This is a genomic window from Spartinivicinus marinus (genome assembly GCF_026309355.1).
Taxonomy (GTDB): domain Bacteria; phylum Pseudomonadota; class Gammaproteobacteria; order Pseudomonadales; family Zooshikellaceae; genus Spartinivicinus; species Spartinivicinus marinus.
The window spans coordinates 1,329,881-1,344,670 of the sequence record NZ_JAPJZK010000001.1; the positions used below are offsets into that span (position 1 = coordinate 1,329,881).

General features: G+C 39.9%; 15 protein-coding genes. 12 read left to right on the forward strand and 3 right to left on the reverse strand.

Annotated elements, in window-relative coordinates:
• Positions 1 to 229: 229 nt before the first annotated feature.
• The 4 genes from OQE68_RS06185 (at position 230) to OQE68_RS06200 (ending at position 2,765) form a co-directional block, all read left to right on the forward strand.
• On the forward strand, positions 230 to 838 hold the full coding sequence (locus OQE68_RS06185) for a DUF416 family protein (protein WP_180567820.1): 609 nt from the start codon (positions 230 to 232) through the stop codon (positions 836 to 838).
• Between the two features lie 420 nt (positions 839 to 1,258).
• Positions 1,259 to 1,456, forward strand: a complete 198-nt coding sequence (locus tag OQE68_RS06190; RefSeq protein ID WP_180567821.1) for a DUF2788 domain-containing protein — start codon at positions 1,259 to 1,261, stop codon at positions 1,454 to 1,456.
• 237 nt (positions 1,457 to 1,693) lie between these two features.
• Entirely contained in the window at positions 1,694 to 2,338 is a 645-nt protein-coding gene (locus OQE68_RS06195; RefSeq protein WP_180567822.1) for a pseudouridine synthase, read from the forward strand.
• A gap of 28 nt (positions 2,339 to 2,366) precedes the next feature.
• The gene (locus OQE68_RS06200) at positions 2,367 to 2,765 is read left to right on the forward strand and encodes a VanZ family protein (protein ID WP_180567823.1); all 399 of its coding nucleotides are present in this window, start codon (positions 2,367 to 2,369) and stop codon (positions 2,763 to 2,765) included.
• Positions 2,766 to 2,796: 31 nt separating this feature from the next.
• On the opposite strand, the gene OQE68_RS06205 is transcribed toward OQE68_RS06200, so the two are convergent.
• Entirely contained in the window at positions 2,797 to 3,633 is an 837-nt protein-coding gene (locus OQE68_RS06205) for an HDOD domain-containing protein (protein ID WP_180567824.1), read from the reverse strand.
• 179 nt (positions 3,634 to 3,812) lie between these two features.
• Here OQE68_RS06205 and OQE68_RS06210 point away from each other — a divergent pair, with 179 nt between their 5' ends.
• The 8 genes from OQE68_RS06210 to OQE68_RS06245 all read left to right on the forward strand — a co-directional run bounded on the left by OQE68_RS06210 (position 3,813) and on the right by OQE68_RS06245 (position 13,640).
• Positions 3,813 to 4,592 (forward strand): lipopolysaccharide kinase InaA family protein, encoded by a 780-nt coding sequence (locus tag OQE68_RS06210; protein ID WP_180567825.1) that lies wholly within the window; start codon positions 3,813 to 3,815, stop codon positions 4,590 to 4,592.
• A gap of 67 nt (positions 4,593 to 4,659) precedes the next feature.
• Positions 4,660 to 6,534: a sensor histidine kinase gene (locus OQE68_RS06215; protein WP_180567826.1), complete on the forward strand. Its 1,875-nt coding sequence runs from the start codon at positions 4,660 to 4,662 to the stop codon at positions 6,532 to 6,534.
• Positions 6,535 to 6,551: 17 nt separating this feature from the next.
• Positions 6,552 to 7,901: a sigma-54-dependent transcriptional regulator gene (locus OQE68_RS06220; RefSeq protein WP_180567827.1), complete on the forward strand. Its 1,350-nt coding sequence runs from the start codon at positions 6,552 to 6,554 to the stop codon at positions 7,899 to 7,901.
• A gap of 323 nt (positions 7,902 to 8,224) precedes the next feature.
• Entirely contained in the window at positions 8,225 to 9,217 is a 993-nt protein-coding gene (locus OQE68_RS06225; RefSeq protein ID WP_180567828.1) for a TRAP transporter substrate-binding protein, read from the forward strand.
• A 318-nt stretch (positions 9,218 to 9,535) separates the two neighbouring features.
• Positions 9,536 to 10,075, forward strand: a complete 540-nt coding sequence (locus tag OQE68_RS06230; RefSeq protein ID WP_219339975.1) for a TRAP transporter small permease — start codon at positions 9,536 to 9,538, stop codon at positions 10,073 to 10,075.
• Positions 10,075 to 11,472 (forward strand): TRAP transporter large permease, encoded by a 1,398-nt coding sequence (locus tag OQE68_RS06235; RefSeq protein ID WP_180567829.1) that lies wholly within the window; start codon positions 10,075 to 10,077, stop codon positions 11,470 to 11,472. The genes OQE68_RS06230 and OQE68_RS06235 overlap by 1 nt, the downstream gene beginning before the upstream one ends.
• Positions 11,473 to 11,779: 307 nt before the next feature.
• Positions 11,780 to 12,589, forward strand: a complete 810-nt coding sequence (locus tag OQE68_RS06240; protein WP_180567830.1) for a lipopolysaccharide kinase InaA family protein — start codon at positions 11,780 to 11,782, stop codon at positions 12,587 to 12,589.
• Between the two features lie 253 nt (positions 12,590 to 12,842).
• Positions 12,843 to 13,640 carry a substrate-binding periplasmic protein gene (locus tag OQE68_RS06245; protein WP_180567831.1) on the forward strand — a complete coding sequence of 266 codons (798 nt, stop codon included), beginning with the start codon at positions 12,843 to 12,845 and terminating at the stop codon, positions 13,638 to 13,640.
• 49 nt (positions 13,641 to 13,689) lie between these two features.
• Here OQE68_RS06245 and OQE68_RS06250 read toward each other — a convergent pair whose 3' ends face one another.
• Positions 13,690 to 14,046 (reverse strand): hypothetical protein, encoded by a 357-nt coding sequence (locus OQE68_RS06250; protein ID WP_180567832.1) that lies wholly within the window; start codon positions 14,044 to 14,046, stop codon positions 13,690 to 13,692.
• The gene (locus OQE68_RS06255) at positions 14,030 to 14,695 is read right to left on the reverse strand and encodes a hypothetical protein (RefSeq protein ID WP_180567833.1); all 666 of its coding nucleotides are present in this window, start codon (positions 14,693 to 14,695) and stop codon (positions 14,030 to 14,032) included. Before OQE68_RS06255 ends, OQE68_RS06250 begins: the two co-directional genes overlap by 17 nt.
• Between the last annotated feature and the right edge of the window lie 95 nt (positions 14,696 to 14,790).

The following is a 14,790-nucleotide window of genomic DNA, read 5'->3' on the forward strand; positions in this document are numbered from 1 at the left end:
GTATGATATAACCAGTAGTGTCTTATTAGTTAGAGGGTAACCACTAGTTTACCTAAAAATCAAAAGGCTGTGCACACATTAGGGAGTATTGTAGGCTATTGCTTGCAATACAGCACCAGCAGTAAATCATTTATACTATTTCACTTCATTGAGACTAGGGCCCGATGATGTTTACAATATATCACAGCCAATAAACTCTCATTACCAACCCATTAAAGGATCAACCAGTTTGAATGAAGCGCAATTGATTAAACAACTTAAACCACTAGCCAATTGGCAGCAGTTAGCATTTGCTACAGCTATCGCTGAGCGTAGCTTGCCTAACTATCAGTTATTTTCAGAGCTCGCTCAATTTGGCGATATTAGCGTGCTTAAGCAAGCAGTTGGTTTACTTTGGGAACATATTGCTGGCCAAAAAAACACAGCAGCCTTAGAGAAGTGGCTGGCTAAAGCTGAAGAAATTGTGCCTGATTTAGATCAATACGACATGTATGGGGCATCGCCTGCTTTGGATAGCGCTGTATCTGTTATCTCATGCTTAATGTTTGCGCTAGAGCCTAATTTAGAAGATGCTGTACATGTTGCAGACTTAAGCTTGGTAACCATCTTAAAATTTATTAAACATACCGAAGTAGCCGACTTAAGCGGTATAGAGCTGCGCCAGTATGTAGAGTCTCACCCCCTTTACTTAGCACAGATAAGCTTTTTAGAGGAGCTACACCAACAGTTGTCTACAAAGAAATCGATTAGTAGCGCTGAAATAAAAAAACTGAGGAAGTTTGCCCAGAATGATCAGATCAGCCATCTTGGGATTACCGCTAACGAGCCAAACGCATAGACGCCAAATAAAAAAATTAGCCCTATCTTGTAAGCAATTTCTTCAAAAACCCTCGCTTTTAATGAAAGCTGCTTCAAGATAGCGCTATCAGCATACACGACTCTGTATAAGACGCAGACATCGTGCCAACTTTTTTACCCGCGATTAAGTGACTACCATCACAATAAACAAGTTGTTTTGTGACAAAGTTAACCAAAATATTGTCAGTAGGTGACTCTTTAGGTCGAATATTTTTTCTGGTATCCGCTTTGCTGAAATCTTCAGCTCAGTCCGTGGCGTGTAAGTTTATGTGTTTGCCTTACCATTACTGAATTATTGTATACTAGAGCTCACAACCGATGGTTTGCTAGCCAGGAGCAGACAGGGTCTCCAACAGAGTTAGTGCTGTCCTACATTTAGTTTTAACGTTCAGGTGTTGTAATGGAAGACCTTGAAAGTCTTGCACTCAAAGTACTGCTAACAGGTTTAATTTTGTTTATGGCTTTCATCGTGTATGACTTAGCCAAAAAATCCAAAGCAGGAAAGTTTGGTACCTTTGTACTATTCGGGGTGCTGGGTTTAGGTGTGTTGGCATTTGTCATTAAAACAATTGTGGTTGAAATGATTGGTAGCTACTAACTATATTGCTCAGTCTAGTAAATCAGCAATCAACACACTGTCAAGTCTCAGCCATAAAAAAACCCAGCTAAAATAGCTGGGTAAAGATAAGAACGAACATGATAAGTGATAAGGTTGGAGCAGCTTATCAACAGCTTCATTCTGGTCAAAATTTAGCTTGACTACAATCCGTACAAATACGGATTATTTATTAACCAATTCACAAACAAGTTTTCTGTATCTCGAATCAAATATTACATGACCAGCCCTCGTCGTACAAAACGCCAAAAGCCTATTGATAAACATGCTAAAGCAAGTAAAGCGGCTAGCTCTCCTAAACCAAAGCCTCGGGTTATTATCTTTAACAAACCCTACTTAGTGTTAACTCAATTTACTGATCAGTCAGGTCGTCAAACCCTGGCAGACTTTATTAGTATTCCAAATATCTACCCAGCCGGCAGGCTTGATAGAGATAGTGAAGGATTACTTATACTTACAAATGATGGAGACCTGCAACATCGCTTAAGCCATCCACGCCACAAAATGGCAAAGTACTACTGGGTTCAGGTAGAGGGTATTCCTAATGACGACTCTCTTAACCAGCTACGTCATGGCGTTCAATTAAAAGAAGGTATTACTCAACCAGCCCAGGTAACAATTATCGATTCCCCCAAGCTTTGGTCCCGCAACCCACCTATTCGAGAACGTAAACATATTCCTACCTGCTGGCTTAGTATTGCAATTACAGAAGGTCGGAACCGGCAGGTGAGACGAATGACCGCTGCTATTGGCCACCCAACTTTGCGACTTGTGCGTTACCAGATTGGTCCTATACACTTAGGCACTTTACAGCCAGGCGAGTGGTGCGAAATGTCCCCTAAGGATTTATTTCAGCAAGCTTAAGTTCAGTACTTGTATAGATTAAATTAACATGGCAAATATTTCTAACCATTGGCATCAACGCCTATCAGTTCTAGCCTTATTCATCAGTCTGGTCATCATCAGCTGGCTTGCATTTACACCAAAAACTGACTTGGTTTTACCCAGCATTGGCGACAAATTTAAGCATTTTGCAGCATTTGGTTATCTTGCTTATTTATTAGATAGTAGTTTTCCTAGCGTTCGGTTTGGTTTAGCAAAAATACTTGCCTTACTAGGATATGGTGTATTTATAGAATTAGTACAAAGCTTCCTGCCCAATCGGTCTGCTTCAGGGCTCGATGTACTTGCAGATATGGGTGGCATTATTGGTTACTGGTTATTTATTCCTTTATGGCAACGCCTGCCCATTATCAATTGGCGTTGGCAACTGCAAACACAGAAAATGTAAAACGCTAGCTGACTAATGCTGCCAATATCAGCTATAAACCTAGCTGCTCTCGGGTCAGCTCCTGCAAGTCAAGAAAGTCAGGTTCTGACAGGCCCACATGGTCAAGTACGGTTTCTCTGATACGCTCCCACTCATAGTCTGTTTCCTGTTTTCCCAGGCTATGATAGAGCTTACAAATATGCTCAGCCATCTTCAGTAAGCACACCAGGTCATCCTGATCATTACCCTTGAAATAAGCCGACTTATCTTCGGTTGAGGTTAGATGGTGATGATCTCTGATAATTTCAGCCACATCTTTGTTGAGCTGCCAAGACTTAGCCACATAATAACCAACAATACAGTGGTTAGTCTTAAGCTGAGCATTTTCAAACTCGGCAATATTCTCTACTCCCTCAGCATAAGACTGATGACAAACCTCCATGTAATTCGGAAATTTCTGTAGCATTAAGGGAATACCACAATTATGAAATAAGCCAATCAGATAAGCATCATCCACAGCCAGAATATTCAGCTGTCTGGCTAATAACACCATGGCCAACGACACATCTTTACAGCCCTGCCAGAAGCTTTCTAATGCTTCGGCATCTACATGGTCATAAGCCCGCTTTAACATTAAACCATTGATAATATTGATGACATAACCACGACCAAGCAACATCACCGCCTGGTGAATCGAGTTAATAACTTTCGGCCTTGCAAAAGCAGGTGAGTTAATAGTTTTAAGTACTTGAGATCCAATGCCTGGATCAGTACTAATGATTTCTGCCATTTTTTTTAGATCTTCCCCAGCTTCTTTGATCTGAAGCATCAATTTAGGCTGAGGAGGAATAAAAATACCTTTTAAATCAAAATCTTCTGCTGGGTTCATAGCCAACATTACAACTATACAGATTGATGGTTTATGATTCAGTGTAGCCAGACAACTTCAACCATCAAGCTTCACGGCAATAACTTTTACACTGGGACACTCGAGCATCTTTATTAGAATTTGACTATTTACCTAATTATGGTTTACTAGCCAGTCGCTTAAAATTGCCTGGCCAAGAAATGATGTTTGAAGCCTTCACAACAGACAACTTCAAAGAACTGTTCCACAGTAACCAGCTAGATAACTTTGTATCTATCTGGTCATTAACTACCGATTGGTTTGAACAGCCGAATCGGCGACGTAATGGTTGGAGTGGTGTGATCCAATATCATTTAAAAGCCAAGTCTCCAGAAGAAAATGACGCAAAAAAGAGCCCTTCATCACAATTAGTTTTTATTAAACGTCAAGAAAATCATAACACCCGAAGCCTAGTTCATCCTTTTCGTGGCGAACCTACTTTTTTTCGGGAATATAAAAATATTTGTAAATTACAGGAGCTTCAATTAGCAACCCTGACCCCCGTATATTATGGTGAGCGCCGTTTAAAGCACCAACATCAGGCTATTTTAATCACCCAAGCGTTAGTTAACCATGTTAATTTATTTGATTGGTATAAACAAAAACCGACAGAAGCAGCACGGCAACGCATAATTCAACATATCGCTGAATGGGCTGTTCAATTGCATAGCCATAAACTATGCCACTATTGCTTATACCCCAACCATATTTTTGTATCACTTGATCCAGATGACCAACAACCTGTTAAAGTTATCGATTTAGAAAAACTAAGATATTTACCCAGCAAGCGCTGGCGAGCAAATAAAGATCTAAAATGTTTTTTAAGGCATAGCCGTGCTTTACCTAAGCAAGATAAGCAATTATTTCTGGATATCTATTTTTCTTACTATCCAGAGTTACAAAAAACCAAACAGCAGCTTATGGATTATTTAGCCCACTAAAGCAACAATACTAGTCAAGGAAAGCGTATATACCCCAAGTGTAGGGTTTTTGATAGGGGGGGGGGTTATGAAGTCAACACTGAACAAATCTCAACAAAGACTTGTTGTCATTGTCCTAGGTAGTTTGGCAATGCTCATGACGCTGTTATGGTTTGCACAACACACACGAGACTCAGCTTATAATACGTTACAACAACAGGCACAAAATGAATTAGCCCGCTACCGAATAACCCTACAAGGTATTTTGGCAAAATATGAGTCTCTTCCCCAACTGCTGGCTTCACACCCCTTATTACAAACTTATGCCGCCCAACCATCTAACCAGTCCATTGATCATATCAACAATTTGTTTGCCACAACTGCGACATTGACAGGTGCAGCCAATATCTATTTGCTTGATAGCTCGGGACTAACTGTTTCAGCCAATAATTGGAACCAGCCAACCAGCTTCATTGGTCGTAACTTTAACTATCGTCCTTATTTTTTACAGGCATTACAGGGAAAATCGGGGCGTTACTACGCTATTGGCACTACATCCAAACAACGCGGCTATTACTTCTCTTACCCCATCCGGCATAACCAACAAACAGTAGCTGTTATTGTCGTTAAAGTCAGTCTAAGTAATATAGAAAGTCGTTGGGAAACCGCCTGGGAAAGAAATCAACCCCAATTAGTAGTAGCCGACCCTGACGGTATTATATTTATTAGCAGTAGAGCCCAGTGGCGATTTAAATCTTTGCAGCCCTTATCAATGAGCCAGCTCAGACGTTTACGCCAAACCAAACGTTATGGCGATAAGCCAATAATGACATTAACCTTAACAACAAAACCACTTTCAGCCACCTTTAGCCCTGCAACAACAATATTTACTATTCCAGAACCGGATGGTACAGAGAGACAATATTTAGCCAGCCACCTGGATATGCCTGAAGCAGGTTGGCGAGTTTATATCTTACTGGATTTAGCGTCAGCTCACAGGGATAGCTGGTTTACACTAATATTAATAGCAACCTTGCTCACATTAGGGCTATTAGTTATTTTATTCATTACAGAAAAAATTAATAACGTACGGCAACTGCGAGAAGCAAGAGACTTGCTTGAAACCCGCGTCATGGCAAGAACAGTTGACTTAACTGCCAGCAATGAGCGTTTATTAGAAGAAATTGAAGAGCGAGAAAAAACAGCCGCTGAATTAAAACAAACCCAAGATGAGCTGATTCAGGCTGCCAAGCTGGCTCTATTAGGCCAAATGTCTGCAGGCATTAATCACGAGCTTAATCAACCACTGACAGCAATTCAAGCTTATGCTGACAATGCTGGAAAGTTTTTAACAAAAAACCGACAAGCAGAAGCAGAGGATAACCTCAGTCAAATCAGTTTGTTATGTAAAAAAATGGCAAATATTATTGCCCAGTTTAAAGTCTTTTCTCGAAAAACCTCTGGCACTTTTTTACCCGTAGAAGTCATAAGCTGTATAGCTGACTCACTACGCCTACTTGATAGCCAAATCAAACGCAACCAAATACAGTTGATGGTTAATGCAACGATTAAGGAAGCCTTTATTTTAGGCGATGCCGTCCGGCTGGAGCAGGTCTTTGTTAATTTGCTTTCCAACGCTATTCAGGAACTTAATGAAAGTACTAAAAAAGCCATAACAATCAATGTTGAAATAAGCAATATTGAAACGAGCAATGACAAATTAATTATTCAGTTTAGGGATTCAGGGCCCGGTATTACCAACGTAAAAAAAATATTTGAACCGTTTTATACTACAAAAGAGATTAGCCTTGGGTTAGGTTTAGGGCTGACCATTTCAAAGCGTATTATCGAGTCATTTAATGGTCAATTAACTGCAGCAAACCACCCGGCTGGAGGTGCCGTTTTTAGTGTAGAGTTACCTCTATACAAAGGCGCCTCTAAAAATGAAAAAGAAAACAAGTAGTGAACAATGAGTGTACGATGAAAGGTCTTATTTGGTTTATTGATGATGACGAACATATTCGACGTGTCGTTCAACAAAGCCTATCGCTGGCAGATTATGAGGTAGCCACTTATGAATCTGCCGCAGCGGTACTAAAAGCCTACCAACCAGACTGGCCAGGCATTATTATTACCGATATCAATATGCCAGGGATTTCTGGCATTGAACTGCTAAAACAGATATTACAGCAGGATGCTACCCAACCTGTTATTTTACTAACCGGCCATGGCGATATTTCCACTGCAGTAAAAGCGATGCAAGCAGGTGCTTATGACTTTATTGAAAAACCATTTGACTCCGACTTAATTCTAGATGTCGTACGTCGAGCCTTAGAAAAACGACAGCTTACCATTGAAAACCAACGACTAAAAGTTGAGGTCGCCACACAAAGCGCACCAGGCCCAAGGATTTTAGGCAATAATGCAGCCATAGGTAACTTGCGCCGGTTAATTCACCAAATAATGAATACGCCAACTGATATTCTTATTGAAGGAGAAACAGGCACTGGTAAAGAACTCATTGCCCGTTATTTACACGAGCATAGTAATCGTGCTAAACACCATTTTGTTGCCATCAATTGCGGCGCTATTCCCGAACACCTAATTGAAAGTGAGCTATTTGGCCATACCGCTGGGGCCTTCACCAGTGCAGAACAAAAGCGTATTGGTAAACTGGAATATGCTAATGGCGGTACTCTGTTTTTAGATGAAATTGAAAGCATGCCTCTTAGTTTACAAATTAAACTGCTCAGGGTTTTAGAAGAACGACAGGTACAACCTTTAGGTTCAAACCGATTAATTAACTTGGATATTCGTGTGGTGGCCGCTACTAAAGAAGATTTGCTAGCAAAAAGTGAGCAAGGAGCGTTTAGGAATGATCTGTATTATCGACTTAATGTCCTTACTATTAAAATTCCACCCTTACGGGACCGGCTTGATGATGTCCCATTGCTTTTTCAGCATTTTGCATCGGTAGCCGCCGCCCGGTATGGCCGAGAGTTTAGCCCAATCACCACCGAGCAACAACAAGCCCTGCTGCAACATGACTGGCCAGGCAATGTCAGGGAACTAAGAAACTGGGCTGAGCGTTATGTACTAATAGGCAGCGACTGGCGTATAGAGCTACCAGGTAATCAGGCCATTGAAGACATTCAAAGTCGGCAAACCTTACCTGAAAAAGTTGAACGATTTGAGCAAGCCTTAATCGAAGAGGCATTAAAACAACACCAAGGTAGCATTAAAGAAACGATGGTAAGTTTAGGCCTGCCACGAAAAACCTTATACGACAAAATGAAAAAATACGGGCTAACCCGCCAAGACTATCAATAACCGTCATGATTAATTTTTATATTATATACCCAAAGTGAAGAGTAGAATGGGTGGATTCCCACCCATTACATACCAAGCAATAGATGAATTCCCACCCATTAATGACTAGACTCCCCCTCTTCTACTCGCTTCTTACATAACTTAACCTGTTGATTAGCAAGCGCTATTTACTTTTTATTAAAGTTGGCCTCATACTTGCTGACTCATACTTACTGATTGTTAGTAGACCATTAGGACAATCATTAACCAGATATCAGTTAGTGATTAATAACTTAGATAATTAAAAAATCTAAATAATATAAAAACGCAACGAGGACAAAATAATGAAATTATTAAAAACAATCGCTGCTTCAGTATCAATTACCTTAGCGAGTGTAACCAGTGTATTAGCAGCCCCTATTGAAATTAAGTTTTCTCATGTGGTAGCTGAAAATACGCCAAAAGGAAAAATGGCGACTAAATTTAAAGAGCTAGTCGAACAACGCTTATCTGGAAAAGTTGTTGTCAAAGTGTTTCCTAACGCCCAATTATTTGGTGACGATAAAGTACTCGAAGCTATGTTATTAGGTGATGTACAACTGGCAGCTCCCGCTTTATCCAAAATAAAAAAATATAATAAGCAAGTTCAGGTATTTGATTTACCTTTCCTGTTTGATGATATGGCGGCTATTGATCGTTTTCAACAAGGGCCTGAAGGCAAAAAACTATTAAAGTCTCTAGAAAAACGAGGTTTAGTTGGCCTGGGTTACCTACATAATGGTTTTAAACAACTCTCTGCTAGCTCACCGCTGAAAGTCCCTGGGGATGCCAAAGGAAAAAAATTCCGCATTATGGCTTCTGATGTTTTAGTCGAACAGTTTAGAGCTGTCTCAGCGAACCCCGTTAAAAAACCATTTGCTGAAGTATTTACTTTATTACAAACCAAAGCCATTGATGGTCAGGAAAATACCTGGTCTAACATGTACTCTAAGAAGTTTTATGAAGTACAACCTTATATTACAGAGTCAAACCATGGGGTCTTAGACTATGTGGTACTCAGCTCTAAGGAATTTTGGTTAAGTTTACCTGCCGATATCCGCCCTACAGTCGAAAAAGCACTACAAGAAGCGATTGTTTATGGCAACCAGGTTGCTCTGGCTAAAGACCAGGAAGATAAGCAAGCCATTATCGCCTCAAAACGCTCTCAAGTAGTGACACTAACGCCCGAAGAACGTCAGCAATGGGTTGATGCAATGAAACCCGTTTGGAAAAAGTTTGAAGTAGAATTAGGCAAAGACTTAATTCAAGCAGCAATCAGTGCAAATCAGGGTAAATAATCCTCTAATTGTTTACTTCCTCTCTGATTGTAGCAAATAGCTAGCGGATATGATTTGGCACAATCCAGCTTTCCCCTTTGAAAAAGGGGATTGAATGGAGCGCAAAAGGGTTCAGGAAGTAAATTTAGTGTCCAATATGGAGTAACAGGATATTCTTCCGCCGCTCTTGAAATGCCGTCCTGGCCTATCAAGAGCTAAAAAGGCATCCATGCCTTAGCTACAGAACACCCTGTTACCCCATATCCACTAGCTAAGTGCAATAACCTCAGAGGGAGAGGTTTTCACACTGATTAAGCAGTCAATTACACGAGTAATATTATGAAAAAAATTTTCCAGTGGCTAAATAAACTGGAAGTAGCTATTTTATGCCTGCTTCTGGTATCCATGACACTTCTGGTATTTATAGAAGTAGTGATGCGGTTTGGTTTTAACCAGGGTTTAATTTGGGCAGAAGAAGCGACCCTTTATTTAGGTGCCTGGTTGGTTTTATTTGGCGCTTCATACGGTGTTAAAACAGGAGCTCATATAGGTGTTGATGCATTTGTAAAAACCCTACCATCGCTGTACCAACGGTTGGTTGCACTGCTCACCATAGCCCTTTGTCTGGTGTACTGTGGTTTATTTATTTACGGTGGTTGGATTTATCTCAGCAAGCTAAAAATGATCGGTTTGGAAATGGAAGACTTGCCTATTCCCAAATGGCAAGCAACAAGCATTTTAGTCATTGGTTTTATTCTACTCGCTATACGCTTTATTCAAGCAGCTATCCAATTAATTAAAGGAGAAACCAATACCCTCCAGTTTGCCAACGAAGCAAAAGAAAGTATGTCACTGGCTAAAGAAGGGAGTAAAGACTAATGACAACAGTTGCCTTATTTACTTTATTATTTTTATTCATGCTACTTGGCATGCCCGTTGCCGTGGCTCTGGGTTTATCCAGTGTGTTAACCATTTTATTTTTTTCCGATGTTTCTTTGGCAACCATTGCCTTAAAATTATTTGAGTCCACATCCCACCACTATACTTTACTGGCTATTCCATTTTTTATCTTATCTTCTGGTTTTTTATCAACTGGCGGTGTAGCCAGACGATTAATCGATTTTGCATTAGCAGGTATTGGCCATATCCGAGGCGGCCTGGCCATGGCCTCAGTATTGGCTTGCATGTTATTTGCGGCAGTATCAGGCTCATCTCCCGCTACCGTTGCAGCTATTGGTTCTATTGTCATCGCTGGAATGGTTCGAGCCGGTTATCCAGAAAAATTTGCTGCCGGGGTAATTGCTAACGCAGGCACTTTAGGCATTTTAATTCCTCCCTCTATTGTTATGTTAGTCTATGCTGCGGCAACAGAAGTTTCTGCTGCTAAAATGTTTATGGCTGGTTTAATTCCTGGGTTATTAATGGGCGGTATTTTATTAGTCGCTATCTATATTGTTGCTCGAATTAAAAAGCTACCGGCACAAACATTTCCAGGTTTTAAACAATTGACCATCTCGGCTATTAAAGCAACCGGCGGGCTGTTTTTAATCGTGATTGTGTTAGGTGCCATTTATGGTGGTATCGCTAGCCCAACGGAAGCAGCCGCCGTTGCAGCCATTTATGCATTTTTGATTGCCGTATTTGGTTATCGGGATATTGGCCCTTTAAAAAACTGCCCGTGGCGTAACCCTGATGAATCCATAATAAAGGCTATCGCCCGCAATTGCTGGCAAATGGCATTAGCATTACCTAAGTCGGTGGTGGATGTTGAAGTTAAAAAGGTGGTTTTAGAAGCAGCAAAAGTCAGTGTCATGTTGCTATTTATTATTGCCAATGCCATGCTATTTGCTTATGTATTAACCAACGAGCAAATTCCTCATGCAATTGCTCAAACGATTGTTGAATGGGGGTTACCTGCTTGGGGCTTTTTAATTGTTGTTAATATTCTGCTGTTGATAGCAGGCAACTTTATGGAGCCATCTGCCATCTTATTAATCATGGCCCCAATTTTATTCCCAATTGCTATTCAGTTAGGCATTGATCCTATCCATCTGGGGATTATCATGGTTGTTAATATGGAAATTGGTATGCTCACCCCACCCGTAGGACTTAATTTATTTGTTACAGCAGGTATTACCAAGCAAAGTATGGGCTGGGTAATCAAAGCCGCGTTGCCCTGGTTAATGCTGTTGCTAGGTTTCTTAATCCTTATCACCTACATTCCATCGATATCGCTGTTTTTACCGGAGTATATAGATAAGCTGCAAGGGTATTAAATCGACTAAAGGCACATCAGAAAGGCATACAAGGAGGTAACTCCTTTCAGTATTAAGGGCCGTCTAACATAGTAACTTTTAGCGGCCCTTTAATTGAGTCCTCATATAATCTGAGACACACATTCAATTTCTTAATGTTACCTTTCTTAAGCTTTGACTTTATTGCTTAACGCTTCCTAAAATTTAGACCTGTTTATAGCGTTCTTATAAATATAAAAAATTATTTGTGAAAATATATTAGCTAGCCATGATTTAGCTATTAATAATAAAAATCTAAGTAATACTAGAAAGTATACGCGGGGGAAATATGAGTAGTAAAACTCACCAAACCCAACGGGAGTTTTTCACTAATCCTACCTGGCAAGCCATTTTTGAAAGCAATCATTTTTATGAGTTTGAAGATATATGGCAGTTTCCTGAACAGTGGGTAGAACCCCCAAACCAGCGAAGAAATGGCTGGAGTGGTGTTTCAAAAATAGAGTTACAGTCACCTGCCAGTGAACGGCACCCCGTTTTTATCAAAAAACAATTCAACCACAATACCAAAACAATTCGACACCCTATCCGAGGTATTCCAACATTTTCCAGGGAATTCAGTAATCTACAAATACTTCAACAGCATAATATTCCTACAGCTATTCCCCTGTACTATGGCGAGAGACATCATAAAGACGGTATCCAGGCGATTTTAATCACCCAGGCACTTGAAGGTTATTGCAGCCTTGAACAATGGTATCAACGCTATCGCTCTCAGCATTTGGCTTCTTGGCAGCCTGTATTAAAAGCTGTAGCAAGGTCACTCAAGGCATTGCATGATAAAGGCTACACCCATAACTGCTTATACCCTAAGCATATTTTCGTTAATGATGTACCATCCTCTTCTTCTTTCACAGCAAAGCTGATTGATTTAGAAAAAGCCAAGCGTAATCCACTCAGAAAACAGCGATTTTACAAAGACCTGGCTCGCTTTATTCGCCATACCAGACACATAGCACAACAAGACTTAGACTATTTTATCAGTCAATATTTAAGCCATGGCAAATCACTAAAAAATGAAGCTGCTTTTTACAACATTCTGGAACATCATGTTACTGAATATGAGCCTATATTAGTATAATCAGCCAATACCCTGCCTAAAAGAAGAGATAGAGGTCCATAACAATACTACCCATGGGCCACTAGCCCAAGTCCTTCATCAAACCACAGAGAACATCCATATAGCCCAATGAAATTAGGGCCTTTGAGTTTTTATGGTTATTACAATTTGTAACCAGACCTGTTGCTCTCATTCATGCATGTCTTGACAAGAAATAGAGTATCCTTCATATAGTAGAGATGCCCTTATGTATTCCCCCAAATGGAATATGAATATGAAATTATATGTGTCGTTCATTATTCTAGCTAACTTATTTTTCATTACTACAACTACTGAGGGCACTCAAAAGAAAGTTATCATATCTGCACACCCTGAATTTCCCCCAGTCATGTATAAAAATAAACAAAATACCATTGTGGGAGTTGGCCCTGAATTGGCAGAACGAATTTTTTCTGAGTTAGGTCATGATGCCCAAAGTAAATTTGTTGGGCCGTGGGTACGAGTACAAGAAGCAGCAAAAGTAGGAAAAATTGATCTTATAGCAGGTATATATAAAAATGAAGAAAGAAAGCAATACTTAACTTTTATTCCAACACCTTTCTTAACAAATCCCGCCGTGATTTTTGTCAAGAAAGGTAACGCATTTTCCTTCAAACAATGGGATGATTTAAAAGGCCGTAGAGGCGGGGCAATTATTGGCGATAAATTCAAACCTGAATTTGATGAGTTTCTTTTAAAAAATGAGTCTTCCATTCACTTAGAAAGAGTGAGTGCTGTAAAGCAAAACTTTACAAAGCTCCTCTTGGGACGAATTGACTTCATTCCCTATAGCAAATACGTAGGAACTTTAACTCTAGAGGAAATGGAAATAAGAGATAAAATTGAAATTTTACCCGAACCCTTGTATTCCGGATTGTTTTATTTTGCTATATCCAAAAAGAGCAAGAACAACCTTGAAAACCATATTGACGTCATTGACCAAAAAATCGTCAAATATAAAAAAGAGGGGACTATTGACAAGCTAGTGGATAAATACACTAAAAAATATATTAAAATGATACAGGTCGAATAACCCCAATTTTTACCTGCAGCCATTTCAGAATGACTAATTATTAACATAGTCACTTTGGTTGGTAAATAGGCATGTCTTTATCACCGAATTTACCGCCTTGTTGATAATAAGCTTGGGTTATTTTTTCAGCCTCAAGTAACTGTTCCGATGGCTTAGCCCACTGGTCTTCAGGAATAGGCTGTGACCATGCTTGAATTTCTTGTGGTATTTTTTTAATCATTCGCTTTTGCTGCCATTCTTCAAGCCAATAAGCAAAGTAGCGCCATTGTAGCCAATCGGCCATTTTGAGTTTTTTATATTCCCAGGGTGTAAGGACATTTTCTTTAAAATGCTTCCGACTACGAATATATTCAGCCAGGTTAGCTTGCTGGTTCGACTCTGGACAAGCTTTAGGTCCTTCTTCCATAAAGTGACGTATACATTCCCAACATGACACAATTAGCTTCATGTCCCCCCTGTGCCCCTGTGCCCAATTGAAAACCACTCCAAAACTCTTCTTCATTATCAGGGTTTGCCATGGTAAACATCAGAATGGATGTAGAAGCCATCATAGTGTCACTCGCCACAGTGGCTGTTTCTACCCATACATAGAGCAATTCCCAAGGAATAATGATAAAGCTATTTTTCTTACCAAAAGGTACAGCAACCTCACGGCGTTGATGATTGAATCGTAGAAAAGGAGATTTTTTTAAGTCTCGAAGGGATGACCAAACAGCATACAAAATACAACATGAAAATATTAAATACCCTATCATCAAAACACCTGCCGCATAAAAAAAACCATCTTCTATTCTAAAATCATCCATATAAAGCAAAAGAAACAGCATTAACAAGCATAAAAAAAATGAAATAGTTATTAATAATGCTACAATTTCAATCTGAGAATGAATATTGCCACCACCAACATCCAAATACACATTAGTTTTTTCATTCAGATTACCAACAGTATCGAAAGGTTGCTCTTGAGAGCCTATAGGCAAAGGTGATAGTACCAACTTTTCTTGCATTTCCTTCTTTAAACGCCTGCCAGCAACATAGTCTTTACGTTTAATCATTTAGTGATAACGTCCCTCGCCACTACCTTACGAGGGTTCTTTAAGCCAAAGGTTGGCATGCCTACTTCTCCAAACTTACCCCCCTGTCAGTGCCA